This is a genomic window from Variovorax sp. RO1 (assembly GCF_002849325.1).
Classification (GTDB): Bacteria; Pseudomonadota; Gammaproteobacteria; order Burkholderiales; family Burkholderiaceae_C; genus Variovorax.
On record NZ_PKMT01000001.1, the window covers coordinates 1,656,261 to 1,679,684 of the forward strand.

24 protein-coding genes and 1 pseudogene are annotated in these 23,424 nt (G+C 67.1%); 14 read left to right on the plus strand and 11 right to left on the minus strand.

The genetic code is table 11. The annotated features are described in order from the left end of the window. Positions 1–258 (plus strand): annotated as a pseudogene (locus tag CY658_RS08035) (helix-turn-helix domain-containing protein); the annotation flags it as partial. 46 nt (positions 259–304) lie between these two features. Here the strand turns inward: CY658_RS08035 and CY658_RS08040 are convergent. From CY658_RS08040 to CY658_RS08055, 4 genes are all read right to left on the minus strand, one after another. After that, a complete protein-coding gene (locus CY658_RS08040; RefSeq protein ID WP_143713629.1) occupies positions 305–1,483 on the minus strand; it encodes a hypothetical protein in 1,179 nt (392 codons plus the stop codon). Positions 1,484–1,906: 423 nt separating this feature from the next. Next, a complete protein-coding gene (locus CY658_RS08045; RefSeq protein ID WP_101489622.1) occupies positions 1,907–3,238 on the minus strand; it encodes a sulfatase family protein in 1,332 nt (443 codons plus the stop codon). A 19-nt stretch (positions 3,239–3,257) separates the two neighbouring features. After that, positions 3,258–4,202, minus strand: coding sequence for a Bug family tripartite tricarboxylate transporter substrate binding protein (locus tag CY658_RS08050; protein ID WP_219589587.1), 945 nt, complete (start codon positions 4,200–4,202; stop codon positions 3,258–3,260). A gap of 122 nt (positions 4,203–4,324) precedes the next feature. Then, entirely contained in the window at positions 4,325–5,329 is a 1,005-nt protein-coding gene (locus CY658_RS08055) for a Bug family tripartite tricarboxylate transporter substrate binding protein (RefSeq protein WP_101489624.1), read from the minus strand. A 153-nt stretch (positions 5,330–5,482) separates the two neighbouring features. Between CY658_RS08055 and CY658_RS08060 the strand changes: the two genes are divergently transcribed. Then, complete coding sequence (locus tag CY658_RS08060) at positions 5,483–6,088, plus strand: MarR family winged helix-turn-helix transcriptional regulator (RefSeq protein WP_101489625.1); 606 nt, start codon at positions 5,483–5,485, stop codon at positions 6,086–6,088. Here the strand turns inward: CY658_RS08060 and CY658_RS08065 are convergent. Further along, a complete protein-coding gene (locus CY658_RS08065; protein WP_101489626.1) occupies positions 6,060–7,076 on the minus strand; it encodes a tripartite tricarboxylate transporter substrate binding protein in 1,017 nt (338 codons plus the stop codon). The genes CY658_RS08060 and CY658_RS08065 overlap by 29 nt on opposite strands. 137 nt (positions 7,077–7,213) lie before the next feature. On the opposite strand from CY658_RS08065, the gene pcaQ reads away from it, so the two are divergent. The 5 genes from pcaQ to CY658_RS08090 all read left to right on the plus strand — a co-directional run bounded on the left by pcaQ (position 7,214) and on the right by CY658_RS08090 (position 11,137). Continuing rightward, positions 7,214–8,143 carry a pca operon transcription factor PcaQ gene (pcaQ, locus tag CY658_RS08070; protein WP_101489627.1) on the plus strand — a complete coding sequence of 310 codons (930 nt, stop codon included), beginning with the start codon at positions 7,214–7,216 and terminating at the stop codon, positions 8,141–8,143. Positions 8,144–8,224: 81 nt separating this feature from the next. Then, a complete protein-coding gene (locus CY658_RS08075) occupies positions 8,225–8,836 on the plus strand; it encodes a TetR/AcrR family transcriptional regulator (protein WP_101489628.1) in 612 nt (203 codons plus the stop codon). Further along, on the plus strand, positions 8,833–10,032 hold the full coding sequence (locus tag CY658_RS08080; RefSeq protein WP_101489629.1) for a DUF418 domain-containing protein: 1,200 nt from the start codon (positions 8,833–8,835) through the stop codon (positions 10,030–10,032). Before CY658_RS08075 ends, CY658_RS08080 begins: the two co-directional genes overlap by 4 nt. A gap of 41 nt (positions 10,033–10,073) precedes the next feature. Further along, complete coding sequence (locus CY658_RS08085; protein WP_180838890.1) at positions 10,074–10,736, plus strand: suppressor of fused domain protein; 663 nt, start codon at positions 10,074–10,076, stop codon at positions 10,734–10,736. Between the two features lie 83 nt (positions 10,737–10,819). Beyond that, positions 10,820–11,137: a TfoX/Sxy family protein gene (locus CY658_RS08090; protein WP_101490283.1), complete on the plus strand. Its 318-nt coding sequence runs from the start codon at positions 10,820–10,822 to the stop codon at positions 11,135–11,137. Positions 11,138–11,145: 8 nt separating this feature from the next. On the opposite strand, the gene CY658_RS08095 is transcribed toward CY658_RS08090, so the two are convergent. Beyond that, complete coding sequence (locus tag CY658_RS08095; RefSeq protein WP_101489631.1) at positions 11,146–11,769, minus strand: LysE/ArgO family amino acid transporter; 624 nt, start codon at positions 11,767–11,769, stop codon at positions 11,146–11,148. A 107-nt stretch (positions 11,770–11,876) separates the two neighbouring features. Here CY658_RS08095 and CY658_RS08100 point away from each other — a divergent pair, with 107 nt between their 5' ends. After that, positions 11,877–12,335: an Lrp/AsnC family transcriptional regulator gene (locus CY658_RS08100; protein ID WP_101489632.1), complete on the plus strand. Its 459-nt coding sequence runs from the start codon at positions 11,877–11,879 to the stop codon at positions 12,333–12,335. A 143-nt stretch (positions 12,336–12,478) separates the two neighbouring features. Beyond that, a complete protein-coding gene (locus CY658_RS08105; protein ID WP_101489633.1) occupies positions 12,479–12,877 on the plus strand; it encodes a DUF4148 domain-containing protein in 399 nt (132 codons plus the stop codon). 52 nt (positions 12,878–12,929) lie between these two features. On the opposite strand, the gene CY658_RS08110 is transcribed toward CY658_RS08105, so the two are convergent. From CY658_RS08110 to CY658_RS08130, 5 genes are all read right to left on the minus strand, one after another. Continuing rightward, positions 12,930–13,331 (minus strand): hypothetical protein, encoded by a 402-nt coding sequence (locus tag CY658_RS08110; RefSeq protein ID WP_101489634.1) that lies wholly within the window; start codon positions 13,329–13,331, stop codon positions 12,930–12,932. After that, on the minus strand, positions 13,331–14,542 hold the full coding sequence (locus CY658_RS08115; protein WP_101489635.1) for a DUF6402 family protein: 1,212 nt from the start codon (positions 14,540–14,542) through the stop codon (positions 13,331–13,333). The genes CY658_RS08110 and CY658_RS08115 overlap by 1 nt, the downstream gene beginning before the upstream one ends. Positions 14,543–14,742: 200 nt before the next feature. Then, positions 14,743–15,828: a mechanosensitive ion channel family protein gene (locus CY658_RS08120; RefSeq protein ID WP_101489636.1), complete on the minus strand. Its 1,086-nt coding sequence runs from the start codon at positions 15,826–15,828 to the stop codon at positions 14,743–14,745. Further along, on the minus strand, positions 15,828–18,068 hold the full coding sequence (locus tag CY658_RS08125) for an FUSC family protein (RefSeq protein WP_101489637.1): 2,241 nt from the start codon (positions 18,066–18,068) through the stop codon (positions 15,828–15,830). The genes CY658_RS08120 and CY658_RS08125 overlap by 1 nt, the downstream gene beginning before the upstream one ends. Then, on the minus strand, positions 18,068–19,120 hold the full coding sequence (locus tag CY658_RS08130; protein ID WP_101489638.1) for an inositol monophosphatase family protein: 1,053 nt from the start codon (positions 19,118–19,120) through the stop codon (positions 18,068–18,070). Before CY658_RS08130 ends, CY658_RS08125 begins: the two co-directional genes overlap by 1 nt. A 142-nt stretch (positions 19,121–19,262) precedes the next feature. Here CY658_RS08130 and CY658_RS08135 point away from each other — a divergent pair, with 142 nt between their 5' ends. The 5 genes from CY658_RS08135 (at position 19,263) to CY658_RS08155 (ending at position 23,398) form a co-directional block, all read left to right on the plus strand. Continuing rightward, positions 19,263–19,994 carry an RNA methyltransferase gene (locus CY658_RS08135; protein WP_101489639.1) on the plus strand — a complete coding sequence of 244 codons (732 nt, stop codon included), beginning with the start codon at positions 19,263–19,265 and terminating at the stop codon, positions 19,992–19,994. Positions 19,995–20,061: 67 nt separating this feature from the next. Next, the gene (cysE, locus tag CY658_RS08140) at positions 20,062–20,853 is read left to right on the plus strand and encodes a serine O-acetyltransferase (RefSeq protein WP_257884832.1); all 792 of its coding nucleotides are present in this window, start codon (positions 20,062–20,064) and stop codon (positions 20,851–20,853) included. Between the two features lie 81 nt (positions 20,854–20,934). After that, positions 20,935–22,059, plus strand: a complete 1,125-nt coding sequence (locus tag CY658_RS08145) for a 3-deoxy-7-phosphoheptulonate synthase (RefSeq protein ID WP_101489641.1) — start codon at positions 20,935–20,937, stop codon at positions 22,057–22,059. Between the two features lie 72 nt (positions 22,060–22,131). Next, positions 22,132–22,494, plus strand: a complete 363-nt coding sequence (locus tag CY658_RS08150; protein ID WP_101489642.1) for a nuclear transport factor 2 family protein — start codon at positions 22,132–22,134, stop codon at positions 22,492–22,494. Between the two features lie 379 nt (positions 22,495–22,873). Then, the gene (locus CY658_RS08155) at positions 22,874–23,398 is read left to right on the plus strand and encodes a Csu type fimbrial protein (protein ID WP_101489643.1); all 525 of its coding nucleotides are present in this window, start codon (positions 22,874–22,876) and stop codon (positions 23,396–23,398) included. The last annotated feature ends 26 nt before the right edge of the window (positions 23,399–23,424 follow it).

Genomic DNA, 23,424 nt, shown 5'->3' on the forward strand with positions numbered 1-23,424 from the left:
GTGATAGACGTGGCGACATTGAGTGTCATCAGACGCTGGGCCCTGCGCGAGCAGATGTCCATTCGCGAGATAGCCAGGCGTACAGGCCTGTCTCGCAACACCGTAAAGAAGTACCTGCGAGCCGGCGATGAAGAGCCGCGCTACGCCAAGCGGACGAGCTCAAGCAAGCTCGATCCCTATGCCGAGAAGCTCGCGACCTGGCTCGCGATCGAGGCAACCAAATCGCGCAAACAGCGGCGCAATCTGCGACAGATCCACACAAGGAGAACACCAAGCACTTATCCACACTGTGAAGCCTTCAGGCTCACAAAACGGGTGGGTCAGTATTCAATGGAAATCTAGGGTCAGAGATCGGCGGAATCCAACACTCTCGCAATATCGTTGCACCTATAAACTGATCCTTGAAGACGTTAGAAAACGCTGTTTCGCTCCACTCTTTTTGTCGCTCCTTGAATTCATCCGAATATCCGATGTCGCGAATCAACAAGTTGTGCAGCATGGCCCGATACATAGAATCGCGAGCAAAGCTTGGATCTGTGAGGTAATGTTCCCCATCGAGTTTGATGAACGGCTTCTTACGCGCAGGTAGAGTGCGAAAGGGGGTGCCGGAGTATGTCCCTGGGCCAAAGAATTCCGTTTCCTCAGCCACCTCGTACGACAGATCATCTAGCAGCAAAGCTGGGAGTCGAGTATGACGACTGACGTTGCAGATGCCTCCTTGGAAGAGATCATCGAACGCTATGCTGGCCCTCTTCGCCGGCTCTGTGTGTTCGGCCATCCATTGCGCCATCCCCTCCGTAGCCGATTGATCGTGCGATGCCACGAAGCGCTGTGCGTCCTCGATCGAGCCCATGAGCGCTCGTACGGCTTGATCATGGCCCAGTCGCACCGCATCAGCGGATTCCTGAATTCCTGCCGCAATTTCCAGAGCCCCCATGCCATAGACACGCCGGAGGGCATCGTCATGCGGATTGAGAGCGAAGACAAAGAACTCTTTTTCCAGTACTTGGTAACGCTGTCCACGCATCAAGATCCAAGTCGAAAGCGCGTGAAAAAGAAATGTTTGAGTATTGGCGCCGAACTGCTCCTCCGAACTCTGTCCGGCGATGATCATGGCGATCATCAACGAAGCACTTTTCAGTTTCTCCGCTATTCGGATGATCTCGGCGCAGACTGCTTCGTCCAACTTCGATTCGACGGATGTCGATGTCGTAGCCAGGACTGCATGGATATATTCCAGTAAAAACTGAGCCTCCTCGAGGTTCTGTTTCGGGCGGATTTCGGTCTCCGGCACTTCTTCATCTGAAATTTTCCGATCCTTGATCGGACCGAGTACAAGCGTCGCGTAAACGTAGCCTAAAAGCTCCTTGGGCGGCATAGACGCAATGAGGATGCGTAGCTGTTGCGCCGACGCCTCCAGCGTGCTTAGCGCCTTCGAGAGTTGCGCCTCTGAAAATGGACTATTGGCTAAGGCATCGTTCACGGAAAACCCCGAAAGAGTCTGGATGCCGAACTATACGGTTTTGAGCTCTCCGGTTTCTGCTTGAGGCGAATGACAGTGCCCAGTTTCAATCGATGCCCCTCCGTTGGCTTTTTTGGGGGAGAGGTGCCTCTCAAAACTAGTGCCTTACTGGCGAGAAATTTCCTGAGTCCGACTTTTTTATTTGGGACACATCCCTAGTGAGCAACGCGAACAGGTGGTTGCATGCCTCGAAGAAGCCGGTGGTGGTTGAACGCTGGCAACTGATTCTTCTGGCCGCCGAGGTAGAGTCCGGACGGCAGTGCGCATGCGATGCAGCAGCCGCAACGACAAGCGTCTCCACGCTGAGCGATTTCGTTTTGTTCGGCTTGTCGTAGCCCAACTACGACAAGTCGAACAAATCAAAGCGCGCGACCGCTGAGAGGCTCAGCGCTGCGGCATGTCCTTCACCGAATACCCAAGGCTCACAGTCGCATCCTCCGGAATCCCCGGCATCGTCGCATTCCACGCCTGCCACTGCGCCCGCATCGCCTCCAGCCGCTGCGGCTCCTTCTTCCCCAGGTTCGCGCGTTCGCGCTCATCGGCCGGAATGTTGAACAGGTACTCGTTGCCGTCGACCCTCAGGTACTTCCAGTCGCCGTCGCGCATCGCTTCCTGGCCGCGGTGGTTCATGCGCCAGTGCAGCGGGCGGCGGAAGGTTTGGGTGGCGTCTTTCAGCACGGGCATGAGCGACACGCCATCGAGCGGGTACGCGGCGTCGCCCTTCACGCCGGCGGCGTCGAGCATGGTGGCCGACCAGTCCATGGTCATGCACAGCTGGGTGCTCTCGCCGCCCTTGGCGATCACCTTCGGCCAGTGCGCGATCCATGGCACGCGGATGCCGCCTTCGGTCAAATCCATCTTGCCGCCGACCAGCGGCCAGTTGTCGGAGAAGCGCTCGCCGCCGTTGTCGCTGGTGAACACGACGAGGGTGTTGTCGGCCATGCCGTGCTTTTCGAGCGCGGCCATGATCCAGCCGATGCCCTCGTCCATGTGATGAATCATGCGGCGGTACACATGGATGTTGCCGCCCGACAGGTCGAACAGGTTGTCCTTCACGAGCGGGGCCTTGTCGGCGTCGTCGCGGGTTTCCCACGGCCAGTGGGGGGCGGTGTAGTGCAGGCTCAGGAAGAAGGGCGCCTCTTGCGTGGCCATGCGCTCGACGTAGTCGACGGCGCGCTTCGAGAGCACGTCGGTCAGGTAGCCCTCGTCGTCCTTGTGCTCTTCTTCGCCGTACCAGAGGTCGTGGCGACCGGCCGAGTCGCAGTGGGTGAAGTAGTCGACACCGCCCGACATGGGGCCGAAGAATTCTTCATACCCCGAGCGCAGCGGCCCGAAGCTGGGCGGGTAGCCCAGGTGCCACTTGCCGATGAGCGCGGTCTTGTAGCCGCTGTCTTTCAGCAGCGACGGCAGGGTGGGGTGCTCGGTGGGCAGGCCCAGCGTGGTGCTGCCGCGGCTCTTGCTGTTGATGGGCTCTTCGGCCGCGCCGCGCAGGCGGTACTGATACCGCGCGGTGATCATCGCGAAGCGCGTGGGCGAGCACACGGGCGAGTTGGAGTAGCCCTGCGTGAGCTTCAAACCGTTGGCGGCCAGGCCGTCGAGCACGGGCGACACGCGGCCAAACGGCGCGTCGCGGCCGCCGTAGCAGCCAAGGTCGGCATAGCCGAGGTCGTCGGCCACGATGAAGATGATGTTGGGGCGGGTGCTGCGTGTCGTCATATGTCGGAAGGTCTTTCGATCAGGGCTGATAACCGGACTTCTGGACCACGGGCGCCCACTGCGCCTTGTAGGCCTTGAGCATCGCGGCGGTCTGCGCCTGGGTGCTCACCACCGGCGTCATGCCGGCGTCCTTGAACTTGCGTTGGGTGTCGGGGTCTTGCATCACGGCGTGGATGGTGGTGGCCAGGCGTTCGACCTTGTCCTTGGGCATGGTGGCCGGCGCGAAGAAGGTGTTCCAGCCGGTGGCGGCGAGGTCGAGGCCGGCTTCCTTGAAGGTCGGAATATTCGGCGCGAAGGGCGAGCGCTTTTCGCCGGACAGCGCCAGGATGCGCAGCTTGCCGGCGTTGTGCTGCGGCAGCACGACGTCTTCGGTGTCGACGGCAATGGGCACCTGGCCGCCGATCAAATCATTCAGCAGCGGGGCGGAGCCGCGGTAGCCGACCACCTGGGTCTGCACCTTGGCCTTCTCGCCCACCATGAGGCCGAAGAAGTGCGGCAGGCTGCCGGTGGCGGGCACGCCCACGTTGGCCTGCTGCGGGTTGGCGCGCATCCATGCGAGCAAGTGGTTCAGCTCGCGCACGGGCAGGGTGGGCGACACGGACAGCGCAAAGTCGTAGGCGTTGACGTGCGACACGGGCACGAAGTCGCGCTCGGGCTCGTAGCCGTTGTCCTTGAAGACGAGGGGCGCCACGATCATCACGGCGGGGTTGGCGAGCATCAACACGTTCTGGCCGGCGGGCGTGGCCTTGACCTGCTGTGCGGCCAGACGGCCGCCCGCGCCGGGCTTGTTCTCGACGATGACGGGCACGCCGAGCTTGGCCGTGAGCTTGTCGCCCACGATGCGCGCCACGCGGTCGGTGGCGCCGCCGGGCGCGTAGCCGACGACGATGCGCAGCGGGCTGTCGAGCGCAGCCTGTGCGCGTGCGAGCGTGGGGGCGGCGATGGCCGCCACGATGCCGGCCATGGCCAGCAAGGCGGCGAGGCGACGGCGCGTGGGAGTGAAGGAAGCGGAAGAAGCGGAAGAAGCGGAAGAAGCGGAGAGGGTGCGCGAGATCATGAAGGGAGTCCTTGGGGTCTGTCGGTCGGTCAGTCGTTGGCCTGGAAGTTCACGGCCTTCATGATGCCGGCCCAGCGGGCGATGTCTTCGCGCATGGTCTTCACGAGCGCCTCGGGGCCGTCGGCCACGGGGTACATGCCGTTCTGCAGCAGCTGCTGGCGCACGTCGCGCGAGTTCACGGCGCGGATGATTTCGGCGCGCAGTGTCTCGGCGGTGGCGGGCGGCGTTTTGAGCGGCGCGTAGTAGGCGAACCATGCGGTGGCCACCACGTCCTTGTAGCCGCTCTCGACAAAGCTGGGCAGCTGCGGCATGAGCGGCGAGCGCTTGTCGCCGCTGGTGGCCAGCACTTTCACGCGGCCAGTGGGCAGCATCTGCTGCGCGCCGCCGATGGTGTCGAAGTACACGGGCACGGTGCCGCCCATCACGTCCTGGCGCGCGGGGGTGGAGCCGCGGTAGGGCACGTGGACCATCTTCAGGCCAGCCGCGCGGTTGAGCATTTCGCCCAGAAAGTGCGAGGGCGTGCCGGCGCCGTACGAGCCAAAGCTGACCTTGTCGCCTTGCGCCTTGGCCCAGGTGATGAACTCGGCCAGCGTGTTGGCGGGCACGTCCTTGTGCACGGTGAGCGCCAGCTCGAAGCGCGCGGCGTTCACGAGCGGCACGAAGTCCTTGATGGGGTCGTACGACAGGTTGCGGTAGGCGCTGGGGAACATGGTCATCATGCTCGCGGTGCCCAGCAGCAGGGTGTGGCCGTCGGGCGCCGCGGTCTTCACGGCCTCCACGGCAATGCGGCCGGCCGCGCCCGAGCGGTTGTCGAGGATGAGCGGGCCGAGCGAATCGCGCACCTGGTGGGCAATGGCGCGGGTCAGCACGTCCTGCGTGCCGCCGGCGGGCACGCCGATGAGCACCTTGATCGGCTGGCCGGGGGTGAAGGCTGCCGATTGCTGTGCGAATGCAAGCGGTGCGAGCGGTGCAAGGGCCAGCCCGCCAAGGGTGGTCAGGGTGCGGCGGCGGGTCGGGTCGGGAAGCTGGGGCATCGTCAATGTCTCCGGGTCTCGTTCGGCGTACTGCAGTGGTCGGTGCGTGGCCGGGGCGGGTGGCCGCGGCTGCGGACGATTCTGGAGACGCTACAGTCGATTGATCAAATCAACCATCGCCCGGATTTACCCGGCCTTTCGAGACCTCGCCCCATGACCGAAGACGCAGCCACCCCGCCGCGCCGCCCGCTGGACGACCTGCTGCTGTACCGGCTGTCGCGGCTGCTCGCGGTGGCGGGCAGCATGGTGATCCGGCTGTGCGAGGGGCGCTTCGGCATCACGCGGCGCGAGTGGCGGCTGATCGCGGTGCTGGCCAGCCGGGGCGAGCTGGGCTCGTCGCAGCTGGCCGAGGCTGCGCAGCTCGATCGGGCGCGCACCTCGAAGGCGGTGGGCTCGCTGGTGGCCAAGCGGCTGGTGTCGCGCACGGCCCTGGCGGGCGACCGGCGGCAGGTGCGACTCGGCCTCACGGCGTCGGGGCAGGCGCTGTATGACGAGCTGTTTCCGCTGGTGACGCGCATCAACGCCGAGCTGATGGGCACGCTCGACGCAGACGATGCCGCGCGCTTCGACGACGCGCTGCTCCGGCTGCAGGCGCACGCCGAAACCATGATCGCGCAGGCGGTGCTGCCCAAGGCCGACCGGGGGCGCCACGCGGCGGCGGCGGCTGCGGCGGCAGCAGCAGGCAACGGCAAGAAGAACAACACGACGCGCACCGGCAAGGCCAAGGCCGTCAGTCCACCTTCATCCCGGTCGCCTTGACGATGCGACCGTAGCGCGCCTGCGCCGTGGCCAGGCGCGTGGCGGCGGCAGCCTCGGTTTCGGCGAGCGGCACCATGTCGAGCGAGGCCAGGCGGCTCTTGAGTTCGGGCAGGGCCATCGCCTTCTGCAGCGCCTGGCGCAGGGTCTGCATCACGGGCTCGGGCGTGGCGGCCGGCACCATGGCGAGGTAGAGCACCTCGAACTCCAGGTCTTTCAGGCCCAGCTCGCCCACGGTGGGCACCTCGGGCAGCAGCGGTGCGCGCTGGCGGCCGGTCACGGCCAGGGCGCGCAGCTTGCCGCCCTGGATCTGCGGCAGCACGCCGGGCGTGGCGACGATGCCGGCCTGCACCTCGTTGCCCAGCATGGCCATCACGGCCGGGGCGTTGCCCTTGTAGGGCACGTGCACGATCTTCGCGCCGGTCGCGCCCGCAAAGATCTCGGCGGCAATGTGGCCCGGGCTGCCGTTGCCGGCCGAGCTGAAGGTGGCGGGCTCGGCCTTGGCCTGGGTGATGAAGTCGGGCAGCGTCTTCGCCTTCACCGACGCGGCGGTGGTGAAGCTCAGGCCCGACGAGCTGAAGATCATCAGCGGCTTGAGGTCTTTGGCCGCGAAGGGCATCGACGCGTACAGGTGCGGGTTGATGGTGAAGGTGCTGTCGATGCTGAGCAGCACGGTGTAGCCATCGGCCGGGCTCTTGGCCGCGGCATCGGCGCCGATGTTGCCGCCCGCGCCGGGACGGTTGTCGACCACGAAGGGCTGCTTCAGGTCTTTCTGTAGCGCGTCGGCCAGCGCGCGCCCGAGGATGTCGAGCGGGCCGCCGGCGGGGAAGTTGACGAGGAACTTCACGGGCTTCGCAGGATAGGTCGCCTGGGCGTGCGCGGCCGGGGCGGCGAGGCCGAAGGCCAGCGCGGCGCAGGCGGCGGCGAGCGTGAGGCGGCGTTGTGCGCCGAAGAATGAAGAGGTCTGCTTCGAGGAAAAAATCGTGGTCATGGGCTGCTTTGTCTGTCTCCGTATCCACGGCACTCTAGAAGGGTGCGCGGCGCGGCACAACTGAAGTCTCTTCTGCCAGCTATTCCCTCTGGTTATATTTGAAAGCACGTCGCCCCACTGGCTTCGAGGAGAACCGCATGTCAGCCATGAACTTTGAGCGCCTGAAGATGCGCCACCTGCAATGCCTCGTGATGGTGGCGCAAGAGCGCAACCTGGTGCGCGCGGCCGAGGCGCTGTCGCTCACGCAGCCGGCGGTGTCGAAGACGGTGGCCGAGCTCGAAGAGATCGTCGGGCGCCAGCTGCTGCTGCGCCGCCGCCGCGGCGTGGAGCTCACGCCCGCCGCCGAGGTGCTGGTGCGCCACGCCGTGTCGGCGCTGCGCGGCCTGCGCGAAGGCCTGGGCCTGGCGATGGACCAGCCCGAGGCTGACCAGCTGCGCGTGGTGGTCGGCGCCTTGCCCAACATGGCGGCGCACCTGCTGCCCGAGGCCGTCGCGCGGCTGCATGCGGTGCACCCGGCGATGCGCGTGCGCGTGGTGAGCGGCACCAACGCGCAGCTGATGACGCAGCTGCGCCAGGGCGAAATCGACCTCGTGCTGGGCCGGCTGGCGCAGGCCTCGGCCATGGCCGACCTGGCCTTCGAGCAGCTGTACAGCGAGGTGCTGCTGCTGGTGGTGCGGCCCGGCCATCCGCTGGCCTCGCGTCGCAAGCCCACGCTCGACGCGCTGGCCGCCTACCCGCTGGTGCTGCCGGTGTCGGGCACGCTGATCCGGCACACGGCCGACGCCTTCCTCATCGCGCAAGGCCTCGCGCTGCCGGCCCGGCTGGTGGAGTCGACCGACACCAGCTTTGCGGTGAGTCTGCTGCAGCGCTCCGACGCGGTGTGGTTTGCGCCGCAGGGTGCGGTGGAAGGCTTCGTGGCGCGCGGGGAGTTGAAGCGCGTGGCCATCGACACGGCAAGCACCGAAGGCCCGGTGGGCGTGACCGTGCGGCGCGGCGGCGAGACGGGCGAGGGCGCGCGGCTGCTGCTGGAGACCATCCGGGGCATCGCGGCCACGCGCGCTTCCTGAAGGGCTTTTTCAGGGTTTCTTAAGAATAGATCGAGCGCTCGGTCTAATAATGGCGGATGACTGCCATCCGCGAGAACCGCCGTGCGCAAAGTTGATCCCGAACGCCAGCAGGCCAAGCGCCGCCAGATCCTGGAGGCCGCCGCCGACTGCTTTGCCCGCAGCGGCTTTCACGCCACCACCACCGCGCAGATCTGCGCCGCCGCGGGCATGAGCCCCGGCAACCTCTTTCACTACTTCGCGAGCAAGAACGCCATCATCGAAGCCATTGCCGAAGAAGAGCGGCGCGACACGGCCGCGTACTTCGCCGCGATCGACGACGACCCGGCCGACCCGCTGGAGGTGGTGCTGTCTTTTCTCGACGTGGTGATGGTCTTTGCCGCCGACCGCAGCTACTCGCGGCTGGCGCTGGAGGTGGCTGCCGAAACCCTGCGCAACCCGGTGGTCTGTGCCAGCGTGGCGGCGGGCGACGCCGACATGCGCGACGGCCTCGCCGCACTGCTGCGCAAGGCCGCGGCGCGCGGGCAGATCGACCCCGACCTCGACCCCGTGCAATCGGCCAACTGGATCGCCGCGCTGATCGACGGCGTGTTCTCGCGCCTGGCGCTCGACACGGGCTTCGACCCGGCGCGCGAGGCCCCGATGCTGCGGCGCGTGGCGAGCCGCTTTCTCGCGAAACCGGGGAGGGGCGCATGAGCCACACACCGGTTGCGGGTGAGCGCCAGTCGCTCGTCGATGCGTTGCGCGGCTTCGCGTTGCTGGGCATCCTGGTCGTGAACATCGGCGCGTTCGCTTCGCCCTTCTACGGCTTGCCGTTGTCCGACCCGATGATGCGCACGGGCCTGGACCGCGCCGCGGCCTTTGCCATCGCCTTTCTCTTCGAGACCAAGTTCTACCTGCTGTTCTCGTTCCTGTTCGGCTACAGCTTCACGCTGCAGATGCAGTCGACCGAACGCAGCGGCAAGCCTTTCGTGCCGCGCCTGTCGCGCCGGCTCGCCGCGCTGTGGCTCATCGGGGCACTGCATGCGGTGCTGCTGTTCCATGGCGACATCCTCACGACCTATGCGGTGCTCGGCGTGGTGCTGCTGGCGGTGCGCGCGCGCAGCGATGCCTTGCTGGCGCGCTGGGCGCGGCGGCTGGTGCTGGCGACGGCGCTGGTGTGGGGCAGCGTGGGCGTGCTGGTGGCGCTGGTCGGCGACCCGCCCGACACCCGTGCCGCGTGGGCGCAGGCCATGTCGGCGCTCGCGGCCTACCGCGGCACGCCCCTGACGGTCGTCGGCCAGCACCTGTACGAACTGACGCAGGTGTGGCTGGTGCTCGGGCTGATCCAGGCGCCGATGGCGCTGGCGATGTTCTTCGCGGGCGTCATCGAGGGCCGGCGCCGGCTGTTCGCACGGGCGCGGCGAAGCCGGCCGCTGTTCAAGCGGCTGCTGGTGCCGGGGCTGCTCGTGGGCGTGCCGGGCGCGGCGCTCTATGCGTGGGCCAGCGTCTTCGCACCGGGCTCGCGCTGGGATGTGCTGGCCCTGGCCGCCGGGCTCTTCACCGCGCCGCTGCTTACGGCCGCCTATGTCGGCGCCTTGATGCTGCTGTTCGATTCGGCGCGCGGCGCATGGGTGGCCAGGGCGCTGGCACCGGCGGGGCGCATGGCGCTGTCGAACTACCTGCTGCAGTCGGCGGTGTGCGCGTGGCTCTTCCTGGCGTACGGGCTGCGGCTCATCGGCGAGTTCGGTCCGTTCGTGAGCCTGATGACTGCCTTCGGCATCTTCGGCGCGCAGCTGCTGCTCAGCAGCTGGTGGCTGGCACGCTTTGCGTATGGCCCGGTGGAGTGGGTGCTACGCGCCTTCACCAATCTCGAATGGCCGGCGCTCTATCGTTCGCGCAGTTCGCGCTGAACGACGAGAATCCCGTCGTTCCAAACGAGGAGGATTCGCCGATGAGTTCCATGGAAGACGTGTGGGCCTACCGCGAAGAGACGCTGTACCCGCGCCTGTTCGGCCCCGAGCGCACCGGCATCTACGTGCTGGACTTCGACGAGTTCAAGGCGCTGGGCGCTGAAGACGTCGATCCGCGATGGCTGCACCTGGGCGTGTTCGAGTTCGCGCCCACGCCCGTGCGCAACACCTGGCTGTACGTGACCTCGGGCGCCTCCACGCCCTGGGAGACGGAGCCGGCCGACTACGACCCCGAAGGCTATTCGTGGATCGGCTCCGAGCTGGTCATCGAGGTGCCGTCGCAGCCGCAGGACCAGTGGGCGATCAAGCTGCTGCGCCGCCTGCTCGCCTACAACGTGCTGCTCGCGCACGCGCACTTCGGTGAAGACAAGCAACCCTTCGACTACGGCGACCGCATTCCCGTCGGCGACGCGATCCGCGAGAAGGGCACCGTGGCCCTGCGCCATGTGGTGCTGATGGAGCCGAAGCACTATCCCGCGACGGCGCAGCTCGATTCGGGCCGCTTCGATTTCCTGCACCTGGTCGGCATCAACGATTCCGAACGCGACTGGGCCAAGGCGCACAGCTCCGAGGCGCTGCTGCGCTTGCTTGAAGTGCACGGTGGGGCACCGGTGACGGATGCACGCCGCAAGGCGGTCGCTTGAGCCGCGCCAAAGGTACGGCAGCCGTCGGCGGTGCCGAACGTTCGCATGGGCGAGCACTCGAACTGGCCGAGTCGCTGGGCGCGATGGGCCCGATCGAGGTCAAGCGCTTCTTCGGCGGCTTCGGCCTCGTCCAGGCCGGCGTGCAGTTTGCCTTCGTGATGAAGGGCACGCTGTACCTGCGCGTGGACGACGGCACCCGGCCGGACTTCGAGCGCCTGGGCGCGGTGCCGTTCTCGTACGCGACCAGCGCCTCGACCGTGAAGGTGGCGAGCTACTACGAGGCGCCGGTCGATGCGCTCGAAGACCCGCACGCCTTGCGCGACTGGGCAACGAAGGCGCTGGCGAGTGCGTTGGGTGCACGCAAGCCCGTGCGCCGCAAGCCCGCAGCCAAAGCCGGGTAGTTGATTCGTCAGCGCGACAGCAACGTCGACAGCTGAAACACCGCAAAGCCCAGCAGCAGCGCACCCGACAGCTTGTTGATGCTCTGCAGCACGCGCGCGCCGAGCTTGTGCCGCACCATCGACACGATGCTCGACAGCCCCAGCCACCACAGCGCCGAGCCGAGGAACACGCCCAGCACCATCGTGAGCGCCGCACCGCTGCCGCTGCCCACATGCCCGCTGCCCAGCGAGGCGAACACCGCGACGAACGACAAAATCGTCATCGGGTTGGCCAGCGTGAGCACGAACACCGACAGCAGCGCCTTCACCGGCGTGGCCGCGTCTTCCGCGGCCCGGGCCTGCGTGGCCGCCGGTGCGCGCAGCAACTGCACGCCCATCCACGCAAGAAAGGCCGCGCCGCCGAGCGCCAGTGGCACGCGCGCCGCGACCATCGTCGACACCACGGCCGACACGCCGAACGCACCGATGGCGCCGTAGCAGGCATCGGCCAGTGCGGCGCCGAGGCCGCTGAGGAAGCCAATGGTCCGGCCGTGCGCGAGCGTGCGCTGGATGCACAGCAGGCCGATGGGGCCGACCGGTGCGGCAATCGAGAGCCCGATGACAAGGGCCTTGAGAAAGAGAGGGAAGTCCATGCCGACGATTGTTCGGCGCGGCTCGCGTGACGAGAATGGCGAAATTCAGGCGCGCGGCATGCGCTGCCTGAAATCGGAAGTGAAATTCTCAATCGGGCCTTAGATCCATGGAAATCGACGCCAAAAACTGGCAGATCCTCGACGCGCTCCAGCAGGACGCGCGCACCTCGCTCACGGCGCTCGCGCGGCAAGTGGCGCTGTCGGTGCCTTCCACCTCGGAGCGCGTGAAGCGCCTCGAAGAAGCCGGCGTCATCGAGGGCTACCGCGCCGTGGTGCCGCCGCGCAAGGCGGGCTACACCGTCACCGCGCTCGTCGGCATCACGACCGCGCAACCCGACAAGGCCCGGCTGCTGAAGCTGCTTGACGGCCGGCGCGAAGTGCTCGAGTGCTTCCACGTCACGGGGCAGGACTCGTACGTGCTGAAGGTGGTCGCGCGCGACATCGAGCACCTCGAGTCGTTCGTGAGCAGCATCAACCACCTGGGCGAGACGCGCACGTCGATCGTGATGTCGGTGCCGATCGCGGCGCGTGCGGTGGCGGCACCGGCGGGCTCGCTGCCCGACTGAGTTGCCGGCGATTGCCTCTTTGTAATGGCGCCGTCCGCATCGCGACGGCGTTGCATTCCTAGTGTGTCGGCATGGCGGTCATCAAGACACCGCCATCGCCGATGAGGGTGTTCTTCTTCGGCGCCATTCGAAGGAGATGACACATGAAGAACAGCAAGATGGCTTTCATGCTGGCGGCCGTGGCCGCAGCCACGGTCCCGCTCATTGCCGGCGCGCAGACGGCCGCGTCGCGCAGCCCGCAGCACGTCGAGGCCGGCGCGCATTTCGCGGCGAACGAAGCGGGCATCAAGGAACACCCTGAGAACGCGGGACCGGGAAAGACGGATGCCGAAGTGGTGGCCGAACTGCGCGCCGCGCAACAAAGCCCCGAGTGGGCCGGCGTGCTGCGCTGGGGCGCCCCGATTCCCGTGAAGGCCTCGCAGCCGCGCACGCGGGAGGAGGTTGTTGCGGAGCTGGAGCGCGCGCAGTCGCAACCGGGCTGGGAGCGCGCCTCGCGGTTGGGGGCGCCGGTGGTGCTGCCGGCGGTGGCGCCTGCGCGGTAGGGGAGAGGAGGGGGCGGCGGCGCTTGGCGGCGGTCGCCGACCTCCTGATCTGTCAGGGGAGCTTCGCCATGAGGTTGTCGAGGCGGGTGGGCGGGAGTTGGATGGAGCCCTCTTGGTAGGACGTGTCAGAGGTGTCGTAGATCAACCACCCGTCGTCCGTCCAACTGAGCTCAACTCCGTGCTCCGTGTACGTGCGTTCTGCGAGCAGCGTGGGCTCACCCGTGCGATAGAGCCTCAGCAGGATCGTGCCACGGCTGACGAAGACGAGCCTGGCCGTGTAAGCCCCGTCCTGAATGGGTGACACCTCGCTCCACCACCTGTCGGGATGGTTGTCGGCACGAACACGGGCTTTCACCTCGAAGCAGTACTTGATGCCAAAGAGAAGAAGGGCGATACAAAGCGCCCAGCGCAGGATGCGGGCACTTCGGTGCAGCATGGCGCGAGCGTTGGGCATCACAACGCCACCTCGATCGGCGTGGCCAGCTTCACGGTGATCCTGTCGGTGTAGATGACGAAGTCGCCGCCCTGGTTGTGTTTGCGTTGCCACGCGCGAAAGTCGGAGTTCTTGACCGGATACACCACGGCGTCCTTGGCATGCACATCGCCTTGTGCCACGGGGTATTCGAGCCATCCGATGTTCGCCATCGCCGCAGTCTGGTGAGCTGGAACGATCGCCACATGGCTCCGACTCCAGTGCCCAAGGTATTGCGATGCGTTGCCCGCTTCGTCCGTGAAAGTGAAGTTGTCTTTCACATAGATGGAGACGTGGGTCACGATGGCCAATTTTTTCTTGTGATCGAACCAGGCGTATGAGACCGCCGCGTAGAGGTTGAAGGAGCCCAGCGTGCACGTCAGATCGTCCGGGAGTCCTTCGTTGGAAAGGGACTGCGTGATGAATTGCGTCAGCTTCTGGCTCAGCGTGCCCTCAACAGGTGCTTGTTGGAACTGGAAGTCCTTGTGGAAGCGAACGATGTCGCCCTGGCATTCCAACCAAGGCCAGATGTCCTGCCGATTCCGGAACGGCCGCAGCGACTTGGAGAGCTCTCTTCGCGCAGCTGTTGTCTCGAACTGGGACATCAGGTAGTCCCGGCCCTTTTGGGCTCTGGCAAATTTCATCACCCAGTCGATCTTGACGGAGGTGGTATCGAACATGCTCGGCGGATACGGCACGCCGTTCTGGTTGATGCCATTGCGTTCGTCAGCCGGCGTGGGCGGATAGTTCAACGCCCCCGCAAACCACTTGTCCATCAAGTCGGCTCCGACAGGCGCGCCGATCTTGCGCATTGCGCCGGGGATGTCTTGAATGTCAAACGGCGGGACAGTCTGGACAGGCTTCGGCTTTTCTTTCGGAGGAGGCGGGGGCGCAGGCGGTGAGTTCAACCAGTGCTGCAAGCCGCCCACGGCGTTCGACACCGCTTCCGCGGCGTGGATCGCTCCGCGCACCGTGTTGACGTAGGGGTCTTGCTTGGCGGTCCTTCTGGCAGGCACCTCCACCGACTTCTGCGCGGCCGGGGCTGCTGCAAGCCGGCCCCGCATGGGCGGGGGCGCCCGGTTCGTGGAGAGCGCAATGTCCTCACGAAAAATCTCACCGGTCTGCGCCGACCAGGAGCGCATGAAATTGTTCGACTTCCGAAAGTCGATCTTCTCGCCTGTTTGCGATGGCATTGTTTTGATCCTCCCTGTTGCCTTCGAGCGCTGATGTGCGTCGTTTCGGCAGACAGGGATGGTCAATGCGCGGCGCCTCTTTCAGCGCTTCCGTGGTGGCGGAGAAATGCCCTTTTCGTGGAATCCGATCGACTTTGGGCGCGCAGCGCATGGCTGCCGCCGTCCACTCACCGCCGAAGTATTCCCGCTCGCTTGGCCGTTCAGCCCGCCGCCGCGTGCCGTAACACTTCCGGCTGCCCCATCGCCGGATCGGTGCCCTCGAAGCGCATCTTCGGCAGGAACTGCGGGTACTCGCGCTGCATGAAATCGATGACGCCTTCGCGCACGTTGCAGCGCAGGTCGAACGCCAGGCCGGAGGTGGCTGCGGTGCAGAGCACGCGGACCTGCATGGTGCGTTCGGTGGCGTCGGTCACGCGCAGGTTGAAGAAGCGGCCGTCCCACTCGGGCGCGGCCTTGACGATGCGCTCGACCTCGGCGCGCAGCGGCGCGAGCGGCGTGCCGTAGTCCAGGTAGAAGAAGACGGAGCCGAGCAGTTCGGCCGAATGGCGGGTCCAGTTCTGGAACGGCTTCTCGATGAAGTAGGTGAGCGGCAGGATCAGGCGGCGGTCGTCCCAGATGCGCACGACCACGAAGGTGCCGGTGATTTCCTCGACCCGGCCCCATTCGCCCTCGACCACGAGCACGTCGTCGATGCGAATCGGCTGCGACAGCGCGATCTGCAGGCCGGCGATGAGGTTGCTGAAGACGGGCTTGGCCGCCAGGCCGGCCACGATGCCGATCACGCCGGCCGAGGCCAGCAGGCTGGCGCCGACCTGGCGCGCGCCGGGGAAGGTCATGAGCATCATGGCGCCGCCGGCCACGACGACGACCGACATGGCGGTGCGCGCGAGCACGCGGGTCTGCGTGAGCACGCGCCGCGCCTGCAGGTTGTCGGAGATGTCGGACGGGTGCTGCGCGAGCACGCCGTCGGCAAAGCCGCTGATGGCCTTGAGCACGAACCAGGTGCTGGCCGCGATGAGCAGCAGCCCCGTGAGATGCCGCACGCTGCCCATGAAGCGCAGGTCCTCGGGCGCCGCCTGCCACACCATCATGAGCGCCGCCAGCGGCAGCACCAGCCGCGCGGGGGCGGTGCAGTTGACCACCATCGCATGCACGGCGGGCGCCGGGCGGGTGATCCGCCTGAGGACCATGCCCCCGATGCGGTGGGCGAGAAGGGCGAGGGGAACGGCGATCAGGGCGGCAATCCAGGTGCCGAACCAGGGGTGTGCGAGGAGCTCTTGGGTCATCAGGCGGGGGTGGTCTTTGCTTCTGGGGTGTTGTCGTTCAGTGGTTGAAGAATGCGCGCCGCGTCGTCGCGCAGCTGCGTGGCGAGCGCCGTGGCCAGGTCGAGCCGGCGCACCAGCCAGGGGCTGATGTCGTTGTCGAACGGGTCAGGCAAGGGAATGGGGCCGCCGACAGTGGTGGCACCCGTGCTCTCGGGGTGAGAGGGCCCTGCGATCGGAATGGTTCCCAGGGCAGCCTCGATGCGTTGCGCGGTGCGCACGAGCGGGCCTTCGATGTCGCCCGGCGTGAGGCGGTCGCGGCGCAGCACGAGCATCGACTTCACGGCGCTGAGCTGCGCGAGCAGCTGGTAGCTGTGGGCCTGCAGATGTTCGAGCGGTTCGAGCGGCGGCTGCACGGCGCGCGGTTCGGAGAGCGAACGCTGCGTGGCCTGCACGAGCGCCGAGAGGCTGTCGTAGGCCTCGCGGCGCGCAAGCCGCCACTCAAGCTCGGGGCTGCTCTGGATGGCCTGCAGCTGGCCCAGGCCGAGCGCGAGCCGCGCGTGGCGTGCCTGCGCGGCGAGCACGCGCGCCACCAGCGCGGGAATCTGCGTGCGCTCCCACGAAGGCAGCACGTAGCAGAAGCCCCAGGCCAGCGCGGCGCCGATGAGCGTGTCGGCGATGCGCTCGAACAGCGCAAAGATGGGCGCGGTGCCGGTGTTCAGCATGTGGGCCTGCAGCAGGCCCAGCACGGTGGCGGCCACGGCGGTGACGAGGTAGCGCCGCACCGCGAAGCTGTGGGCGATGGCCTGCGCGATGGTGACGCTCACCAGCAGCATCAGCGCCGAGGGGTGCGCCGACAGCAGGCCCACCGCGAGCACGCAGCCCAGCAGCGTGCCGGCGACGCGGCTGTTGCGCCGCTCCAGCGTCTGCGAGAGGCTGCCGCGCAGCACGACCACGATGGTCAGCAGGATCCAGTAATCGTGCGAGCCCCAGGGCATCGACACGGCGATGCCGTAGCCGGCCGCGATGGCCAGTGCCGCACGAATGGCGTGGCGCAGCGGCGGCGCGTCCCAGCGCCAGAGCGCGAGAAAAGGGCGCAGCGACCAGTCGGTCGGGCTCACGAAGAGCTGCCAGTTGGCACGCACCACGGCCAGGTTGGGCTCGACGTCGCCGCGCGCCATGGCCGCGAGGCGCAGCACCTCGTCGTTGATGTGGCCGATGCGGCTGGCCAGGCCGCGCGCGAGCATGGCGGCCGACGGGCCCATCTGGCCGTGCGTGTCTTCGTCGTCGGCTGTCACGTGGATGGCGGCCAGGCGCGGCCGGCGATCGGCCACGACGGCAGGGTGGCGGCGCATGAGCAGCGCATCGGCCAGGGCGGTTGTTTCGTCGGCCAGCTCTTCGAGGATGCGGCGCATCTCGACCAGCGCCTGGGCGTGCGACGGATGGGCGCGCAGGGCGTCGAGGTCGAGCTCGCTCGCGAGCAGCTGGTCGCGCATCTCGAGCACGATGACGAGCATGCCGGCCATCCGCTGGCGGCGCGGCGTGCGCGGCGACTCGAGCACGATGTCGCGCGTGGCCTGCAGCTGGTCGGCCAGTGCGGCCTGCTCACGCAGCAGCTGGCCCAGCAAAGAGGCGGGGGTGTCGCGGATGTCGCGGGTTTCGTCCTGCGGCGTGAACTGGCTGGCCTCGGTGCGCATGAGCGCGGCCAGCGAAAACAGCACGTCGGCGATCGACTGGGTGCGAAAGCGCCCGTTGAGCAGCAGGTTGGCCAGCGTGGCCCACACCACGTACAGGCCGGCGCCCAGGCCGAACTCGGTGGTGCGCGCGATGGCGTCGGACAGCCCGGCGGGGGCTGGCGTGGCCATGGAGAAGATCATCGAGAACATCACCGCGATGGCGATGGGAATGCCGCGCTTGCCCCAGGCCATGGCCACGAAGGCCATGAAGGTGGCGGGCACCAGCAGCAGCCCGAGGCGGATCGGTGCGCCGTGCAGCATCTGCACCGCGAAGAACAGCGGCAGGCCGATGAGCGGCGCCGGCAGCATCTGCAAAAACTTGCCGCGGCGCGGGCCGGGCAGGTCGGGCGGCGCCGTGACGATCACGCCGGTGGCGGCCGCCGACGCGGCCAGGGTGCCCAGCCACAGGTGCACCCCGCCCGAGATCACGAGCAGGCCGAGCGCGACGGTGAGCCCGCTCGCGACGTAGTGGCTCAGCGCAATGCGCAACGCCGCACGAACCCGCGCGGCGGCGCCCGGCCCCGTCATCACTTGGCGGAGGCGTCGCCCTCGGCGGGCGCCTCGCGCTTGATGCGGGTGAGCTTGCGCGGGGCGGCCGGCGCGGCGGGTGCAGCCGCGGGGGCTTCAGCGCTGCCGTCGAGCGAGGCGGCCGTCTGGTCGGTCACGGTGCTGCGGGCGTACAGGTCGGTCGAGGCCTCGTCGGGCGTCGAGCGGGTCGAGGCCGACACGGCGCGCACGCGGTCGCTGGCGCGCAGCTTGTCGTCCACGTTGGCGAACTTGGAGTACTTGGCGAGCAGCGGCACCAGCTGGCCGTACACGCGCGGGGCGCCGGCCAGGCATTCGCGCTGGTCGAGGAAGTCGGGCTCGCCCGTGAAGTTGCCGATGAGGCCACCGGCTTCGGTCACCAGCAGCGAGCCGGCGGCCACGTCCCAGGGGTTCAGGCCGGTTTCGAAGAAGCCGTCGGTGAAGCCGGCGGCCACGTAGGCCAGGTCGAGCGCAGCGGCGCCGGGGCGGCGCAGGCCGGCCATGCGGGGCATCATGTCCGCCATGATGGCCAGGTACTGCTTGAAGTTGTCGCCGGTGCGGAACGGGAAGCCGGTGGAAATGAGGCACTCGCTGAGCTTCACGCGCTTGGACACGCGGATGCGGCGCTCGTTCATGTAGGCGCCGCGGCCCTTGGTGGCCGTGAACAGGTCGTTGCGCGACGGGTCGAAAACAACCGCCTGCTCGATCTTGCCGCGCACCGACAGCGCGATCGACACGCAGTAGACCGGGAAGCCGTGGATGAAATTGGTGGTGCCGTCGAGCGGATCGATGATCCAGACGAATTCGGAGTCTTTGGCGCCGTATTCGGTGCCCGATTCTTCGGCCAGGATGCCGTGCCCCGGGTATGCGCCCAGCAAGGTCTCGATGATGACCTTCTCGCTGGCGTGATCGACTTCGGTGACGAAGTCGTTGACCTGCTTCTGGGAAATGCGCACGGCCTCGACGTCGAGGGCAGCGCGATTGATGATGGCGCCGGCGGCGCGTGCGGCCTTGACGGCCACATTGAGCATGGGATGCAGGTTGGGGGACGACATTCTGGATTGTGAGAAGAACGGTGGGATGTGGCCCTCAGGAATGCAATTTGGTGCAATCTGGGAGACCCTGCGGTCCGGCGATGCGGGCGGCGAGAATCGGGCATTTTACCGGCTCAGCCCGTTTGTGTCTTCCCCACCCGTCATGCGCACCCGTTTCATCCTCATCCAGACCAGCCACGCCGGCAATGTGGGCGCCGCCGCCCGCGCCATGAAAACCATGGGTTTCGACGACCTGGTGCTGGTGACGCCCCGCTGGGCCAACGTGCTGCGGCGCGAGGAAACCATCCAGCGCGCCAGTGGTGCCCTGGACGTGCTGAACAACGCCCGCATCGTCGAAACGCTCGATGAAGCCCTCGACGGCGTGACCCACCTGTGCGCCACGGCCATGATCCCGCGCGACTTCGGCCCGCCCACGCGCACGCCGCGCGAGCACCTGGAGCCGTTGGGCAAGCAGGGCGACCAGCACGTGGCGTTCCTGTTCGGCTCGGAGCGCTTCGGCATGCGCAACGAGGACGTCTACCGCTGCAACGTGGCGCTGACCATTCCCACCGACCCGAAATTCGGCTCGCTCAACCTGGGCGCGGCCATCCAGGTGGTGGCCTACGAATGGCGCCTGGCGCTGGGCGGCTACGGCGTGCGCGAGGCCATCGCGCCGGTGCAGGCGGCTGACGCCCAGGCCGTGGCCGGCATGCTCGACCACTGGGAGCGCTCGCTGGTCGACATCGGCTTTCTCGACCCGGCGGCGCCGAAGAAGCTCATGCCGCGGCTGCAGCAACTGTTCAACCGCGCCCAGCCCACGCCGGAAGAAATCCACATCCTGCGCGGCATTGCCAAGGCCATGAGCGACGCCACCCGGCCGCCGCGCGGCAGCTGAGCCGTCACAAAACCCCATCGCGCGTACGCGAAGACGCCCGGCTTTAGACTGCCCGGCCCCTATCGATATAACGACAACAAAGGCAGCGATGTTCTCTCGCCTGCGCGCCGACATCCGGTGCATCCTCGAACGCGACCCGGCCGCCCGCAGCGCCTGGGAAGTGATCACGGTCTACCCCGGCTTCCATGCCGTGGTGCTGCACCGCTGGGCGCACGCCTGTTGGACCCACGGTTTCAAGTGGCCGGCCCGCTTCATCGCGCATTGCGCACGCTGGCTCACGGGCATCGAGATCCACCCGGCCGCCAAGCTCGGCGAGCGCGTGTTCTTCGACCATGCCATGGGCGTGGTGGTCGGCGAAACCGCCGAGATCGGCGACGGCTGCACCATCTACCAGGGCGTGACCTTGGGCGGCACCTCGCTCTACAAGGGCACCAAGCGCCACCCGACGTTGGGCAAGAACGTGGTGGTGAGCGCGGGCGCCAAGGTGCTGGGCGGCTTCATCGTCGGCGACGGCGCCAAGATCGGCAGCAACGCGGTGGTCATCAAGCCGGTGCCGGCCGGGGCGACCGCGGTGGGCATTCCGGCGCGCATCATCCCGTCGAAAGAGGGCGAGAGCGCCGACGTGTCCGCGCCGCAGAAGTTCTCGGCCTACGGCATCACGCAAGAGGACGACCCGCTGAGCCAGGCCATGCGCGGCCTGATCGACAACGCATCGAGCCAGGAGCACCAGATCGCGCTCCTGTGGCAGGCCATCGAGAAGCTGTCGGCGCAGCCGGGCACGAAGGACTGCGTACCGGGCGACGCGGCGCGCGGCGAGTCGTTCGAGGCCGACAAGCTCACGCAGCTGATCGGCAAGTAGGCGAGCAGAAGGGGGCCGCCGGCGGTAGGCGGCTTCGAGGGGACAATCGAGGAAACCTTCTTCGACACAAGACCCACGACCATGCCCCGCCTCGACGACCCCCTCCACGACGCCGAAGTCGGCTCCCGCGACAGCACGCTCGACACCACCCGCATCGACGACGTGCGCATCGGCGCCGTGCGCCCGCTCATGACCCCCGCGCTGCTGCAGGAGCGCGTGCCTGTGCGCGACAACACGCTGGCGCTGGTCGAAGGCAGCCGCGCGGCCATTGCCGACGTGCTGCACGGCCGCGACGACCGGCTGGTGGTGGTGGTCGGCCCGTGCTCCATCCATGACCACGACCAGGCCATCGAGTACGCGCAGCGCCTGAAGAAGGTGGCCGATTCGTTGCAGGACGACCTGGTCATCGTGATGCGCGCCTACTTCGAAAAGCCGCGCACCACCGTCGGCTGGAAGGGCTACATCAACGACCCGCACCTGGACGGCAGCTTTGCCATCAACGAAGGCCTGGAGCGCGCGCGGCGCCTGCTGCTGGAGCTGACCACGCTGGGCCTGCCGACCGGCACTGAGTTTCTCGACCTGCTGAGCCCGCAGTTCATTGCCGACCTGATTGCCTGGGGTGCCATTGGCGCGCGCACCACCGAAAGCCAGAGCCATCGGCAGCTGGCGTCGGGCCTGAGCTGCCCGGTCGGTTTCAAGAACGGCACCGACGGCAGCGTGAAGGTGGCGGCCGACGCCATCCTCGCGGCCCGCGCGCCGCACGCCTTCATGGGCATGACCAAGATGGGCATGGCCGCGATCTTCGAGACGCGCGGCAACGACGACTGCCACGTGATCCTGCGCGGCGGCAAGGCGCCCAACTATTCGGCGGCCGATGTGGCGTCGAGCTGCGAGGCGCTGCTGGCCAACGGCCTGCGCCCGCAAGTGATGATCGATGTCTCGCACGGCAACAGCAGCAAGCAGCACCAGCGGCAGATCGTGGTCGCCGAAGACGTGGCCGCGCAGATCGCGGGCGGCGAGCGGCGCATCACGGGGATCATGATCGAGAGCCATCTCGAGGAAGGCCGGCAGGACCTGAAGCCCGGCGTGCCGCTGAAGCACGGCGTGTCGATCACCGACGCGTGCATCGGCTTTGCGCAGACGGTGCCGGTGCTCGAGGGGCTGGCGTCGGCGGTCAAGACGCGGCGGCGGCTGACAAAGGCCTGAGGCCGCGGGGCGCTTACTGGTTCTCGAGGCGCCGGTGCATGGCGTACGCGGGCCTCTACCGGAGAGCTCCGCATGTCAGCAACACACAAAGCCGTTCTGGAAAAGGCCAACGCAGCCATCACCCAGGGCGACTACGAAGGATTCCTCGCGTTCTGCGCCGAGGACACCCAATGGACCTTCGTGGGCGACCGAACCCTCCACGGCAAGGAAGCCGTGCGCCAGTGGATGGCGACTGCGTACACGGAGCCGCCCCGCTTCGAGGTCCATCACCTGATCGCCGAGGGTGACTTCGTCACGGCCCTCGGCGAGATCACGCTGAAAGACGAGGGCGGGAAGGCCACCCGCCATGCGCACTGCGACGTGTGGCGCTTTCGTGAGGGCCGGATGGCCGGGCTGCACGCCTTCGTCATCGAGGCGCCGCTGGAAGGCGGCTGATCGCCGTCAGACCGGCGCACAAGCCCGCTCCGCCCGGCCCCCGGCCGTCAGCACTTCGCACCCCCTCGCCACCGCATCACCGGTGGCCGGACACAGCGCGCCCGACATCCCGACCGCGACTTCGTCCCGGCAACGGGCGTCGACCGCACCACGGCACCCATTCCGGGCGGGCAGGCGACACTTGAACTGTTGGCAAAATGTAAACAAAGCAAACAGTTTTCCAATTGTTACGAGAACTACATCACGAAACTTGGGCTGCGACTCCGTGGATCTGAGGGCAAACAGGCCGGTTGTGAGGCATCCTTGCGCCACTTTGTAGTCAAAAGGATTACAAAATACCGACCAGTCAGGTCTTAATGATTACATTTGGAGTGCCTTCATGTTCAAGCTCGCAGTCGCCGCGGCGGCCACCGCCACCCTCGTTCTCGCATCCGGTTCGGCCCTGGCCGAGACGGCCACGGCGAGCTTTCAGGTCAAGATGACCATCGTCAAGAGTTGCTCGGTGACGGCCGGTACCGCCTCCGACATCAACCTGGGCACCTCCGTGCTGCCCACGGCGACCAACCAGACGGGCAGCAACACCATTTCGGTCACCTGCTCCAAGACCACGCCCTACACCGTCGGCCTGGCGCCTTCGAGCACCAACGGCGGAACGACCGACGGCACGGGTGCCATGTCGTCCGTCGCCAACTCGGCCACCAACACCGACAAGGTGCCCTACGCGCTGTACTCCAACCCGGGCAACACCACCGTGTGGGGCAACACCATCGGCACCGGCGCCAATGTCGTGGGCGGCTCGGGCACGGGTGCAGCGATCACGCACACGGTCTACGCCAAGAACACCAACGCCAATTTCACGCCCGACAGCTACGCCGACACCGTGACGGTGACGGTCACGTACTGAGCCAGCGCTGAATCACCGAGCCAGAG

Excerpts from the sequence above, each read along its gene's own strand:
- CY658_RS08110 (WP_101489634.1), bottom strand. The coding sequence starts at position 13,331 with ATGCCCAACGCTCGCGCCATGCTGCACCGAAGTGCCCGCATCCTGCGC.
- pcaQ (WP_101489627.1), top strand. The coding sequence starts at position 7,214 with ATGTCAGCCATGAACTTTGAGCGCCTGAAGATGCGCCACCTGCAATGC.
- CY658_RS08055 (WP_101489624.1), bottom strand. The coding sequence starts at position 5,329 with ATGCCCCAGCTTCCCGACCCGACCCGCCGCCGCACCCTGACCACCCTT.
- CY658_RS08120 (WP_101489636.1), bottom strand. The coding sequence starts at position 15,828 with ATGACCCAAGAGCTCCTCGCACACCCCTGGTTCGGCACCTGGATTGCC.
- CY658_RS08130 (WP_101489638.1), bottom strand. The coding sequence starts at position 19,120 with ATGTCGTCCCCCAACCTGCATCCCATGCTCAATGTGGCCGTCAAGGCC.
- CY658_RS08150 (WP_101489642.1), top strand. The coding sequence starts at position 22,132 with ATGTCAGCAACACACAAAGCCGTTCTGGAAAAGGCCAACGCAGCCATC.
- CY658_RS08105 (WP_101489633.1), top strand. The coding sequence starts at position 12,479 with ATGAAGAACAGCAAGATGGCTTTCATGCTGGCGGCCGTGGCCGCAGCC.
- CY658_RS08125 (WP_101489637.1), bottom strand. The coding sequence starts at position 18,068 with ATGACGGGGCCGGGCGCCGCCGCGCGGGTTCGTGCGGCGTTGCGCATT.
- CY658_RS08080 (WP_101489629.1), top strand. The coding sequence starts at position 8,833 with ATGAGCCACACACCGGTTGCGGGTGAGCGCCAGTCGCTCGTCGATGCG.
- CY658_RS08145 (WP_101489641.1), top strand. The coding sequence starts at position 20,935 with ATGCCCCGCCTCGACGACCCCCTCCACGACGCCGAAGTCGGCTCCCGC.
- CY658_RS08115 (WP_101489635.1), bottom strand. The coding sequence starts at position 14,542 with ATGCCATCGCAAACAGGCGAGAAGATCGACTTTCGGAAGTCGAACAAT.
- CY658_RS08095 (WP_101489631.1), bottom strand. The coding sequence starts at position 11,769 with ATGGACTTCCCTCTCTTTCTCAAGGCCCTTGTCATCGGGCTCTCGATT.
- CY658_RS08155 (WP_101489643.1), top strand. The coding sequence starts at position 22,874 with ATGTTCAAGCTCGCAGTCGCCGCGGCGGCCACCGCCACCCTCGTTCTC.
- CY658_RS08100 (WP_101489632.1), top strand. The coding sequence starts at position 11,877 with ATGGAAATCGACGCCAAAAACTGGCAGATCCTCGACGCGCTCCAGCAG.
- CY658_RS08135 (WP_101489639.1), top strand. The coding sequence starts at position 19,263 with ATGCGCACCCGTTTCATCCTCATCCAGACCAGCCACGCCGGCAATGTG.
- CY658_RS08060 (WP_101489625.1), top strand. The coding sequence starts at position 5,483 with ATGACCGAAGACGCAGCCACCCCGCCGCGCCGCCCGCTGGACGACCTG.
- CY658_RS08050 (WP_219589587.1), bottom strand. The coding sequence starts at position 4,202 with ATGGCCGGCATCGTGGCGGCCATCGCCGCCCCCACGCTCGCACGCGCA.
- CY658_RS08090 (WP_101490283.1), top strand. The coding sequence starts at position 10,820 with ATGGGCCCGATCGAGGTCAAGCGCTTCTTCGGCGGCTTCGGCCTCGTC.
- CY658_RS08045 (WP_101489622.1), bottom strand. The coding sequence starts at position 3,238 with ATGACGACACGCAGCACCCGCCCCAACATCATCTTCATCGTGGCCGAC.
- CY658_RS08085 (WP_180838890.1), top strand. The coding sequence starts at position 10,074 with ATGAGTTCCATGGAAGACGTGTGGGCCTACCGCGAAGAGACGCTGTAC.
- CY658_RS08065 (WP_101489626.1), bottom strand. The coding sequence starts at position 7,076 with ATGACCACGATTTTTTCCTCGAAGCAGACCTCTTCATTCTTCGGCGCA.